The organism is Pseudorhodoferax sp. Leaf265 (assembly GCF_001422365.1).
In the GTDB taxonomy this organism is placed as follows: domain Bacteria; phylum Pseudomonadota; class Gammaproteobacteria; order Burkholderiales; family Burkholderiaceae_C; genus Pseudorhodoferax.
This window is the reverse complement of sequence record NZ_LMMT01000019.1, coordinates 45,852-57,572: the sequence shown is the minus strand read 5'-3', so window position 1 is coordinate 57,572 and position 11,721 is coordinate 45,852. Positions and strand designations below refer to the sequence as shown.

At 62.0% G+C, this 11,721-nt stretch carries 9 protein-coding genes and 1 pseudogene; 4 read left to right on the top strand and 6 right to left on the bottom strand.

Going from position 1 to position 11,721, the window contains the following annotated elements; translation table 11 throughout:
• The first annotated feature begins 4 nt into the window (after positions 1–4).
• The gene (locus tag ASF45_RS17635; RefSeq protein ID WP_056665336.1) at positions 5–1,222 is read left to right on the top strand and encodes a glycosyltransferase; all 1,218 of its coding nucleotides are present in this window, start codon (positions 5–7) and stop codon (positions 1,220–1,222) included.
• A 148-nt stretch (positions 1,223–1,370) separates the two neighbouring features.
• Here the strand turns inward: ASF45_RS17635 and ASF45_RS17630 are convergent, their stop codons facing one another.
• From ASF45_RS17630 to ASF45_RS17615, 4 genes are all read right to left on the bottom strand, one after another.
• Positions 1,371–2,537, bottom strand: coding sequence for a Fic family protein (locus ASF45_RS17630; RefSeq protein WP_235580951.1), 1,167 nt, complete (start codon positions 2,535–2,537; stop codon positions 1,371–1,373).
• 1,341 nt (positions 2,538–3,878) lie between these two features.
• Positions 3,879–4,277, bottom strand: a complete 399-nt coding sequence (locus tag ASF45_RS17625) for a hypothetical protein (RefSeq protein WP_056665333.1) — start codon at positions 4,275–4,277, stop codon at positions 3,879–3,881.
• Positions 4,274–4,738 carry a hypothetical protein gene (locus ASF45_RS17620; protein WP_156473056.1) on the bottom strand — a complete coding sequence of 155 codons (465 nt, stop codon included), beginning with the start codon at positions 4,736–4,738 and terminating at the stop codon, positions 4,274–4,276. Before ASF45_RS17620 ends, ASF45_RS17625 begins: the two co-directional genes overlap by 4 nt.
• Positions 4,739–5,011: 273 nt before the next feature.
• Positions 5,012–5,476, bottom strand: coding sequence for a hypothetical protein (locus tag ASF45_RS17615; RefSeq protein WP_156473055.1), 465 nt, complete (start codon positions 5,474–5,476; stop codon positions 5,012–5,014).
• 93 nt (positions 5,477–5,569) lie between these two features.
• Here ASF45_RS17615 and ASF45_RS17610 point away from each other — a divergent pair, with 93 nt between their 5' ends.
• Entirely contained in the window at positions 5,570–5,938 is a 369-nt protein-coding gene (locus ASF45_RS17610) for a helix-turn-helix transcriptional regulator (RefSeq protein ID WP_063887709.1), read from the top strand.
• 1,973 nt (positions 5,939–7,911) lie between these two features.
• Here ASF45_RS17610 and ASF45_RS36530 read toward each other — a convergent pair.
• Positions 7,912–8,104, bottom strand: a pseudogene (locus ASF45_RS36530) (IS3 family transposase); the annotation flags it as partial.
• A 118-nt stretch (positions 8,105–8,222) separates the two neighbouring features.
• A complete protein-coding gene (locus tag ASF45_RS17600) occupies positions 8,223–9,173 on the bottom strand; it encodes a MurR/RpiR family transcriptional regulator (RefSeq protein WP_056665320.1) in 951 nt (316 codons plus the stop codon).
• 468 nt (positions 9,174–9,641) lie between these two features.
• Between ASF45_RS17600 and ASF45_RS17595 the strand changes: the two genes are divergently transcribed.
• The gene (locus tag ASF45_RS17595; protein WP_056665317.1) at positions 9,642–11,009 is read left to right on the top strand and encodes an aspartate aminotransferase family protein; all 1,368 of its coding nucleotides are present in this window, start codon (positions 9,642–9,644) and stop codon (positions 11,007–11,009) included.
• A gap of 154 nt (positions 11,010–11,163) precedes the next feature.
• Positions 11,164–11,709, top strand: a complete 546-nt coding sequence (locus ASF45_RS17590) for a TRAP transporter small permease (RefSeq protein ID WP_235580950.1) — start codon at positions 11,164–11,166, stop codon at positions 11,707–11,709.
• Positions 11,710–11,721: the final 12 nt, after the last annotated feature.

Below are 11,721 nucleotides of genomic sequence, written 5' to 3'. Positions count from 1 at the left end.
ACCGATGAAGATCCTGTTCGTTCACCAGAACTTCCCTGGCCAGTTCAAGCACCTTGCGCCGCGCCTCGTTCAGCTAGGGCATGAGGTTGTTGCGCTTGGCGTCAACAAGTCGCCGCCGCTTGCCGGCGTCCGGCACGTCTACCACTCTCCGATTCCGCCAGCTGTTGGAGCCGACGGGCGGACGGCCCTGGATGACTACGCTGCCAAGCTCGCTCGCGGCGAGTCGGCAGCGAAAGCCATGCGCGATCTGGCACGCGGTGGCTTCCAGCCCGACGTGGTCTTCGCGCATCCTGGTTGGGGCGAAGCCATCTTTGCACGCGACGTTTTTCCGAGTGCTCGGCATCTCGTGTATGCGGAGTACTACTACGGCGGCCCGACAGGCGATGCCGTCTTCGACCCCGAGTTCGCCGCTGCGGATGAGGAAGCGACACGCATGCGCACGCGCCTCAAGAACATCCACCTCCTGCAGGCCATGGAGGCCAGCGATGGAGGACTGTCTCCAACGAGGTTCCAGCGCGATCAGCATCCCGACTGGTTTCGAGAACGAATCTCCGTCATCCACGACGGCATCGACACGGACCGGTTCCGGCCCAATCCGGCCGCGGTGGTGGGATTGCGTTCGGCGCGCGTCCAGCTGCGAGCCGGCGACGAGGTGGTCACGTTCGTCGCACGCGAGCTGGAGCCGTACCGCGGTTACCACACGTTCATGCGGTCGTTGCCGTCGTTGCTCGCTTTGCGTCCGAAGGCTCGTGTGGTGATCGTCGGCGGGGAGGGGGTCAGCTACGGAGCAGCAGCACCTTCCGGAAAGACTTGGAAGCAGATCTTCCTGGACGAGGTGCGCGGGGAGATCGATCCAACGCGCGTCCATTTCGTGGGTCGGATACCGCACGAGGTCTTGACGCAGCTGATGCAAGTGTCGGCGGTGCACGTTTACCTGACCTATCCGTTCGTGCTTTCGTGGTCCCTGCTGGAGGCCATGAGCATCGGATGCCTGGTAGTAGGCTCGCGCACGGCACCCCTGGAAGAGGTGATCGAGCACGGTCGTAACGGCTTGCTGGTGGACTTCTTCGATCCGAAAGCGCTGGCCGACACCGTGGCCGACACCCTCGGTCACCGTGGTGGGCTGCAACACCTCCGTGCGTCGGCGCGCGAAAGTGTGGTGGCTGGTTTTGATTTGCGGGGGAAATGCTTGCCCGGTTTGGTCGACTTTGTGATGGGATGAATCCCCCTGGTTCGGCATGAACATTGCGCCCGAGCTTGGTGTTAAATCGAAACGCCGATTGATGGCCTAACGCTTACCGACCGCCTTTGACTTCGATCTTCGTAACCCCGTTGATCAGTTGCGTGCTCAGCCATTGCCAGGCCGCGCGCTATTGGACCGCGGCCTCCGGCCAGAGCCCGGGGAAGTAGAAGCGCAGTGCGTGCTGCGGCACGCCGAAGCGCAGGCGGCCATCAGGTGAGTCGCTGCTCAGCAGGCCGCGTTTGAGCAGCGCGCGGATCTGGGCCTTTGCCAGCCGGTCGCCAAGGCCGAGGATGGACTTGAAGTCGGAGCGATCCAGTTCACCTTCGGCGACGAACAGGTGATGCAGCGCGCCCAGGGCCTGGCTTCCTACACCTTGGCGGACGACCTGCTCCTCATGAGCCAAGCAGGCTGCAAGGCGCTCCTTCATGCCCTCCGTCGCCAGCAGATCGGACATGAACTGCACCTCGCCCAGGCACAGTCCCAACGCATAGCTGATCCAGTTTTCCAGGCCGCGTTCGGTGCGGCTACCGCGGCCGTCGAGATCGCCGGCGCGGGCTTCGTCGGCTTCTGCCAGGTGGGCGTAGTACGCGTGGCTGCGCGCAAAACCGCGCGTGACGGACCAAATGCCATTCGTCAAGCCCAGCTGGGCGAGCAGCAGATGCGTGTGCAGACGAGCGACGCGGCCATTGCCATCGCGAAACGGATGAATCCACGCGAGCCGCTGGTGCGATGCCATCGCTGCAAGCACACGTCGTTCGCCAATGTGTGTGCCGCCATAAAACTGGCTCCAGCGTTCCAGGAAGTCCGGCAACTTAACGGCATCGGGCGCAGCGTGCCGGCCCACGCTCACCTGCTGCGTGCGCAGTTCCCCTGGCTCCAGCGGCTCCTCCTTCCTGGGCTGGCGTTGGTCGTCCGGCGGCAGGCGCGCGAACAGATCTCGGTGGATGCCTTGCAACGTCCGTGGCGACCAGACCGTGGCCCAGTCGGATCGCGACGCCCGGCGTTCGATGCTGGTTTCGGTGGCCATGTGGGCCAGGGCCAGCCGCTGACGGCGCGCAATGTCGGCATCGCTGGCGTAGTCGTTGCGCAGGGCCTGCTCGATCTCGGCCGGCGAAGCGTGTTCGGCCTCGATCTTGTTGCTGTAGTACGAGTGCATGGCCCGGAGTTGTCCGCGCAGACCCAGCAAGGCCCCGGGTGGGCACATGCCAGCGAGGCGGCCGGCGCTGCGGATCAGCTCTCGGGCTTGCTCGAGAAGCGGTGGCAACCGGTGCTCGCCAGGCAGCAGCGGCTCCATCTCCGAAGGATGGCTGTAGAGCGCGAACGCTTGCGAAATAGGCGGCATTGAAGGCAGTGATTGAAAGGACTTTCACCCCTTCCTGCAAGATGTTTTCGTGAGCTCGCGCTGGGCGAAACGTGGGCGGGCCGGCTCACGACCTCTTGAATGGCGCCATGGCAGCTGAACCGGCGCTACGGCGAGGGCGCCGTGCACGCCGCCAGCACCGGCATGAGCGACCACGCAGAGAATGGGGCATGCGGCAGGACCGCAGGAGGCCAAACCACACGACGTGTTGCGGAAGAGGTCGGTGGCGAGAACGCGATGTCGCCCATACGAGGCGTCTCGAAGACCGCCTGCGCGGAACCCGTAGCGCCTCTTGTATCGTCCGTGCTGGGCCACTGTCGTCGAAGTTGACCGTCTACAGACGTGCGCGGTCTGTAACGCATCTCGCACGGTGGCCCCCGCAAGCAGCCGCAGACTTTTTTGGTGCATGCTGGCGCAGGCTTAGACAACGCGTGCGACCCTGCATGAAAGGAGCAACCATGGTTTCCAAACGGTCGGTGAAAGGCACCTTGATCGCAATGGTGGGCGATGGCCTCGCGCTGGTGCGCACCGGACCTGAGCCAGCACCCCGAAAGACGCCCGCCTCGGAGTCTGCGCGGGTGTTGCTTCCAAAATTAGGGCGTGCGCTGAGCCGTCCTGGCCTGCCTCGGTCCAGCGTGTTCACCCGACCGGGCGTGTTCGCCTACTCGGCGCATCCAGACGATCCGAGATTGCTCGTCCAGCAAGCAGAAGACGGTTCATGTGTCACGGGACGGATGATCGGCGCCAAATTTGTTCCGTGCCCGCCGCCGGAAGTTCCTGTGCGCAAGCCTGGCTAGTCACTGGTCGCGCTTGACGCCACAATCGATCACCTCTGCTGGCCGTCGCTCGACAGCCTGACGCCGCCGGAGCGGATGGCGGCGCCGCTCCAGTCTGGTCCTGAGAGAAACGTGGGCCAGGTCGTGCGCTCGTATCCGCTTGTCACCTCGGTCGCCGGCCGACCTGAAGGCTAGGGCTTGGGAGGGTTGCGGCGAACACGCATGAGCTCACACGATCCGCACGCCCAGCATCCGAGCCAGTTCGACGCCGCGTGCGCGAGCGATCGCTTGAAGCGCTCTCACCTCATCGATCGTCAACAGATCCGTTCGGTGTGTCGTCTTGTGAAGCCTGCCTGGAAGGCGGCGCTCAGTTGCCGTGAAGACGGCATCCGAGGGACCCAGCAACTCGGTGAAATCGTACGACGGTCCGCGGGTTCGCGCCACGTGTGAAAGCTTTGGGTTTGGTTGCATCAACGCTAGAGATCAGGATCGCGGATCGTCATGCAAGCCCACGCTCTTCCGACCATCCCAACGCTAGCTCGAGCACGCGATCGACCATGCCCTGTCGAAGTGCCTGACTCACGTCTCGCCCGCCAAGCCCTCCGTGGCGACGGTGCCAGAAGATGAACTTATCAACCTCGTCGTCGCCTTTGAGCGCGCGGTTGATGCGGTGCACGTCGTCCAGCGAGAAGCACGCGAACACGGCAGGGTAGAACCAAAGTTCTCCGACCTTCAGTCGGAACAGCTCGTTGCGCTCGCAGGCCTCTTCGAGTGCGTCACTGCTCTGGCCGCATGCCTCGCCCAACCGCTCTGGCGTGATGAGCGAACCGTCGTGCACCCATCCCAGCCGCACGTCGTCCGCGTCCGCGTCCCGGTTCGCTTCGCTTTGTCGGGTCATGGCTGGGCTCCGTTGGTGATCGGCAGTTTCGCCAGCGACCACGGGTCGCGCAGTCTTTCGGACAACCCGTGCCGCTCGAACAAGGTCGCAAGCGCAGCTCCGTGTACGCGGGTGGTGGAGTCTCGACCGCAGACCATGCAGCGCGAACCGCAGGCCGTCTGCGCGGTCTCGATGTCGCTCTCGACGGCCTCGCGCAGGATAGCGAGTTCCCGTAGCCGAGCCTCAGCCTCCGGCTCGGAACGAGGCAGGCCAAGGTGGAAATAGATTCGGCAGGTCCCGAACTTCTCCTTGATTTGGAGGAACTGGAAAGACATGGCACTGCCGTGCAGACGAGCGTGGATGCAGGCGCACAGCGTTTCAAGAGGATCGAGCCAGCCCGCGTAGAGGTTGAGCATTTGGGGCTGCTCGAACATGTAAGGGCAGCGATCTACGAGTGCCTGGGCCTTATGATCGTTGGACATGCACTGCTCCATGAGCGTCAAGTGGGCGCCAAAGGGAACTATCCGCGACCCTTGCGCGCGCGGAAGTGGCCGTTCCTGATCGCGCCGATCACGTAGGTGCCGTCCTCGGCTTCTCGAACGAGGAGGGCAGGATCATCGGGAGCACGGAGTGGGCGTACACGCCACGCGCGCCGGTGAAGACCGAGCGGCGAGGCAGGCCAGACTTGCGAAGCGCGCGCCCCAGCCTGCGCGGAAGCTCCGGTGCTGATGGGCAGGGGACAGACGCTCGGGTGGTCAAAGCAATATGGCTCCGTGAAGACCGCGAACGTACTTCTTTGTCGCGCGCACCAGGCTGAGGCTGAGCCAGGTATAGAACGCGAACGCGAGGAACAGAAGCCCGAGGCCAAAGACCCAGATGGTAGCCACCCCCAACAGGATCAGCACCGCCATGGCGACGTACATGAAGAAGAGGCTGCCCGAAATGTCGCTGGCGTACAGGTTGTCGCCGAGCTTCACGGCTAGCAAGACGCCATTCTTCTTCAAGCCAGGCTGCACATGCAGCTCAACGGTCTGTTTCGACTCCAGAGCCACGTCGAGCTTTCCAGCAAGGCCGCCCACGACGACAACGTTGCGCAGCATGGTGCCGTCGGTGAACTGGACGTAGCTGTACGTGCTGCTGCTGATGTCCCCGTCGACCTCACCGACCCCAGGCCCCAGTTCCTTCAGCACCCCTCGGTGAACCCCTACCGGCTTTGGCATGTCGCATCCTTCCTGGTTGATCACAGGCCAACGCGAGCATCGGCTGGCCGGAGAATTGCTAAACATATATGTTCTAGATTCCACGCATTCTAGATGCGCCAATGCGGCGTGCCTCGAAAGCCTCCGTACTTCCCTCCGGCCTCTGATCTTCCCCGTGCCTTTCGCGCGGTGCGCGTTGCGAGGCAACTGACCCAGGGATCGTTCGACACGGTATCTTCGATGGCGCACGTCAGCCGCATCGAGCGCGGGACGAGCGATCCGACGTTCGGCAAGCTCGAAGCGTTGGCCCAGGTGATGAACGTGCACCCAGTGACGGTGCTCGCATTGAGCTACCTGAAGCGTCCCCATCCACGCGACCTTCAAGCGCTGTTCGACCGCGTCTCGGCCGAGGTCGAAGCACTCGGTATCGAGGAGTTTTCGGGGGAAACGTTGTCCCCGGGCGTCAAGCCGTCCGGAAAGTAGTCGTTCGCCTGGTCGCTGCTGGCCGCTGCTGGCCGCAGCTGGCCGCCGCAGTTCGACACGCGGCTAGGCTATGCCGTCACTGCTTGATCGGAAAGAGGGCTTTCAGAGGGTGAATGTTAGCCCCATGGTGGCTTCCTCAAGGCGCTTGCGCTCGGCCGAAAACGCAAAGTACTCGTACGAGATCGTGGCCCGATCATCCAAGCTGCTTGTCGGTCAGGATGAACTACGGACCGCTCACACGGTATGGCCATGGCTCGCGGGGCCCGCACACCTCGTAGTCCGCGCAGCAACTCATGCGGCACTGATGTCGGCTTGGCGATGCGACCCAGATGCGCCAAGTTCCGAACGTCATCGCGCAGCGTCGTCGGTTCAGGGCGGTGCATCGCCAGGCTGATGAATATCTCGACTCTGCGCCGTAGGGAACGCAAGGATTTAGATCATCAAACGATGGGACTGTTCGGGGCTAAGTCCCGCGGCCAGCGCGTCGGGTAGGCCATGTCGCGGCGTTCGGTTGCTTCGATCATGGGGGTATCCTCCGAAATGTCGTCGGCAAGGGCGATGATGAAACCCATCCGCTTCGAAGCCAAGTTGGTGAACGACCGCCGTCCCTGGGCAGCGCGCACGCAAATGCCCACGTCTGATAACGCCCCAGGTGTGAGGACGTGGGCGTACTGCAGACCTCCGCATGCCTGTTGCAAGAGGAGGTGTTGAACTGGTGATGGCCTAGCAGGCGCAGGCAAGTTGCTGAAAGGACGCGGGTGACGGGTATCGCATCGCGAAACGAACAGGATGCTGGTTCTGAACTGCGAAGGCATGGGTCGTAATCCTGGCGCGCAGCGAGTACAAGCTCCGACCTTCCAGTCGCGGCATCCTATGCGCGCGCGGGGGGAAGGTGGCGGTGCGCAACTAACCGTTTACCGGGCAATTAGCTTCTGCGCTTCAAGCGGCAGATCGACCAGCTTGCTCTTCTTGGCATAGTAGCGGTCAAGGCGACACTCTGTTGCAGCGCACACATTTGACCAGATCGGCCAGGTCCTCATCTGTCAACGCGACATCGGCGGCCCTGCGCCTGGCACGTTGGCGCCATTGGGTCGGAAAGCAATTGAAAAGTGACGACCGGGGTACCCCGGGTGGACCAAGCCACCGGCGCAACGCGCTGCTTGCAGCTTGAGCCTATCGTCGTCCTCCAGCCATTCGACCTTCTGGGGCCAGCGCCTTGAAGACTGGTGGATGTGGCAACTGCACGTGGGTGGCGTAACCTTGCCGGGTGCTCTTGAGTTGCAATGGCATCCGTGACTGGCGCGAGGCACCTCGGTGCCGAGTTCCGCGCGAGTTCGTTGCATCGAGCGGCGAGTTCTTGATCCGGTATCAACGACTTCTTCAGCAAGCCGCAGAATTGCGTGCACGACAAGATTCGTTAGATCGTCTCGTGAGACGCCTGCATACTGCCGCCAGGGTGATCTCGCTACAACCACAGCGCGATCTGCTGTGGCGACCGCTGCTGGGCAACCAGATGCCCCGCCCAGGGTAAACGCCGGTGCACACGCTTTGCCCTTGATCCCATAAGCGCTCGTCGGCCTTTGACGCACGGCAGCCCTCAGCGTGCAGGCGGTTTCCCCCGGCTACTGCGGTTGACGGCGCTCGCCCAGCGTTGCCTTGAAGTCTGCCCTGCCTGGCAGCCCGGCGGTCAAGCCGCGCGAGATCGGCTTCGCTCCTGCCCTGTCAGGGCCGACGAGGCCCGCTTGCGCCCTGCACTTTAGATTCCTCCACCGAGCGCTAGCAAGCCGTTGACAGAACCTGGGTTTTTCCATAGTGCACGACGACGTAGCTGTTCGACTCGCCAGCCCTCCATCTCTCCGACAGCTTGCACTTTGCGCATCCGGCAGCGCAAGACGCCCAAGTCGCGCCAAAGACCTCTACCTCGCTGCAGCCTTGCATTCGACGGCGTTGCGGCGACCGGTTGAACCGGGGGGCCTTCTTAGGATTTCGCGATCCTCTGTCGAGCGCCGGAGCTCAGCCTTCAGGACCCGCAGTCTCCGCCTGCGACGACTGCGCCTGGCGGTCGGTTGCCGGTGACGAGTGCGCCTTGACCCACTTGCTCAGCCTGTGCTGGCTCACGCCCATTCGAGCGGACATCTGGGCCACCCGATGGCAGCACTGCGTGATCTGCTTGACCGCATCGAGCTGAAATTCAAGTGCGGCAGGGTGCTCGCTCGTCGCGGCACAAGGCCCCGAGTTCGGGGCTCGGAGGTGGCTGCTGAAGCCGGGGCGATTCAAACATCATTCAGGCGGATTGGTCTGGAACACTTCTACGTCGTGTGCCTCTTCTGCCCGCGGACAAGTACTCGCCAGATTGCATCAGGAAGCTCTCGTTCCGCTGTATGCGCTCTTGGGCCTTGTACCCCAGCTTGTTGATGGAAAGAGCGCACAGAAGTTGTGCTATCGCAATAGCCCCAACCCCCGACTCCAAGAAGGTCCTGCTGGAGCTAGCTACGGTGAAGTGGAGGTTCTTAGCGAACTCGCCGATCGGCGCTGAGAAGCTGTCTGTGACGGCCACGACTTTCGCCCCTGACGCAGAGGCATGTTCTGCGAATGAATGCACCGTCCTGTTGAAGGGAGAAAACGTGAAACAGACAAGGACGTCATGTGCAGTGATGTCTTCCAGTGCGCTCTCCGGTGCGCCGCCGACGCCGTCCATGAGCACGACGTCAGGACGTGCCTTCGCGAGGAGATGCCGCATCATGAAGGCGGCAGGGAACGCGGTTCGCTTCGCGCAAACGAACACTCGTTTGGCCGTCGCAAGAAGCGCCGCAGCCTCTGTTGCTTGACCTATCGTCAGATGGTTGTGCGTTTCTTGGAGTACTCCAGTTTCCGCCTGAAAGAACTCCTGGATGAAGCTATCGTTGGCGCCGCTTGCAGCACGCGAGCCCTTCATCAGCGCACGCGCACTCTCGACGTTGCGTGTCCCATCGGACAACAGGCGCGGATGCGGCCCTTGCATGGACTTGATGAAACGCTCCTTGAGTTCGCTATAGCCGGTCAGACCCAACCTTTGAGCGAGCCTTACGAAGCTAACCGGCGGCACGTTGGCGCGTCTTGCGATCTCTCGCATCGATGAGAACGCTACTTCTTCTGGGTTGTTGATGAGGTAGTTGGCAGCCTCGATGGCCTGGCCAGTGAGTTCGAAGCAAATGCCTCGAATGTCCTCGATGACGTCAAATTTTTGCGATGACAAACGTGGCCTCCAAAAAAAAACTGCTCCGTAACTGTGCGCATACCGTAGATCTCAGCCGCCATTGCCCGCTTTTGGGGCGTTCTGTGGTCCGAAGAATGCGCGTGACGCCGAGCGGAAGAACATCGTCAAGCCGTTGTCGGACCGTAGCCCAAACGAGGTGTCAACGATGAGGACCCTGGATCAAGTGTTCCAAGAACTTCGCTCGAGAATCATAAGCTGCAACGGCGTGAAGGGCTGCACGAACGGTGCTCAAGTTCGGCCGCCGGGCTGCTCCTGTGAAGAGCCTGGAGTGGCGCTTTTCGATGACCTAGCGGACTGTGTGGGACCCCTGGCCCACCGGACGGCTGCCCAATATTGGTGCTTGGTCTATGCCATGGTTTTCCCTCGGATCGAATGATCCAAGTAGACAGCAACAAGGATCATGTGCTTCAATAAAGGCTTGTTTATCGATGTGTCTCGACGACCGCCATGAATCAAATTAGCAAGAACCCCGATGCAGATGCTCCTCGCGATGATGCGCGATCCGCTTCAAAAGCGGCCTTCCTGCGCGAACGATGCGTGGTGCCCGGAGGCTCCATGAGGGCCGCCTCTTGGTTCAGGCCGTACCCCTCCTACGTGGGGCGTGGAGAGGGTTGCTGGATCTATGACCTGGACGAGAGTCGAATCCTCGATTGCGCCAACAACTTCTTCTCGCTCGTCCACGGGCATGCGTTCCCGCCTGTGATCGAGGCGATCAAGAAGAAGCTTGGCGGCGGCACTGCCTTTGGCCTCCCTACCGAAAGCGAGATTCAGTTGGCGGAGGTTCTACGGGATCGCAATCCACAGTTCGAGCAGACCCGCTTCTGCAACTCTGGAACCGAAGCGGTGATGCACGCCATCAAGGGCGCTCGAGGTGTGACCGGGAGGGAGCGGATTGCGAAGTTCGAAGGCTGCTACCACGGTGCCTATGACTGGGTGGAGGTGAGCCTCGCGCCGAAACCAGGGGAGTGGGACGACGCCGATGGCAATCCGCGCTCGATCGCCGGCAACGTTGGCGCGCCGGCCTCGGTGTTGTCGCAGACCGTTGTGCTTCCATTCGACAACCCATCTCGTTGCGAAGAGATCCTCGAGCGCGAGGGCCCGACGCTGGCTGCCGTGATCCTCGACACGAACGCTTCACGGGCAGGCATGGTGCCGGTCAGCCGCGAGACGGCCGGTGTGGTGCAGCGGGCTTGCGAGCGGCACGGAATCATTTTGATCGTTGATGACGTGATCAGCTACCGGCTCTCAGTTGCTGGATCTGCGCCGCTGTATGGCCTCCACCCCGACCTGATCACCACGGCGAAGATCATAGGCGGCGGAATGCCGATTGGCGCGGTGTCCGGTCGCGCGGACGTGATGTCGGTTTTCAACCATGCTGACGGACCGCCAAAGGTCTCCATTGGCGGCACGTTCAGCGGCAACCCGCTCAGCATGGCAGCCGGGTTGGCCACGCTTGAGCATTACGACGCGGCAGCAGTGGATCGTCTCAACTCGAAGGCGGAGGCGCTGCGAGGAAAGGTGAACGCATCGTTCGCGGCTGCAGGCGTGCCTGCCCGCCTTCTGGGATCCGGCTCTCTCTTTCGACTTCATCTTACGACCAAGCCTGTCACAGACTATCGATCCGCCTATGCCGACGCCGCTTTGAGCAAGGTCTACGCCAAGATCCAGTTGGACATGCTGACCGACGGTGTCCTCCTAACTCCGAACTGCTCAGGTGCGCTGTCGACACCGATGACCGACGTGGAGGTCAATGTGGTCTCAGAGTTGCTCACGAAGCACACCCGACGCGCCATGGACGCTGCGGAAAGCGCCTAACCCTGCATCCACCCAGCATCGCAGATGCTTGCTCTTGCGACTTGCCGTCTGCTGGCGCCTGGGTGCTTCATCACATGTTCAACATCCGACCTATGCACCTCGAGCCGCCGCACTGGCTCCTTGCTGCGCCAGGTTCTTGCTCGCCGGTACAACCATGACAACTACAGGTATTGAGATCGCGATGAACACACGCACGATTGGCGTTTGGGAGCGACGCCTGATCGAGGTCAATCGATGGGTCGTCGTGGCGATGCTCGGCATCACGGTTGTTCTTGTGATCGGCAACGTGATCGCTCGGTACCTTTTCTCCTACTCGCTCACTTGGGTGGAAGAGGTCAGCCGCTACTTGATGATCTGGTCTGCCATGCTGGGCTGCGGACTGGCGTTGCGGGTGGGTGGTCACATCGCCGTCGATTCGCTTGCAGGAGCTGTGAAGCCTGCGGTAGCCAGAAGCATCCGTTCTGCCATCGTGTGCATCGTGTCCTTCACGTTGCTCGCGGTCACTTGGCTGGGAGTTGAGTACGTGGACTTTGCTTGGGGGCAGGAGACTCCGGTTCTAGGCATCTCGTACGGCCTGATCTATATGGCGATGCCGATCGGAGCACTTCTGATGCTTGTTCACTTGGCGCTTGTCGCCAGAAGTTGGGTCACCACTGGCAGCTGGGACAAGGTCGAAGGTTTCGACCCCCAAGCGATCTAAGAAGGCACTGAC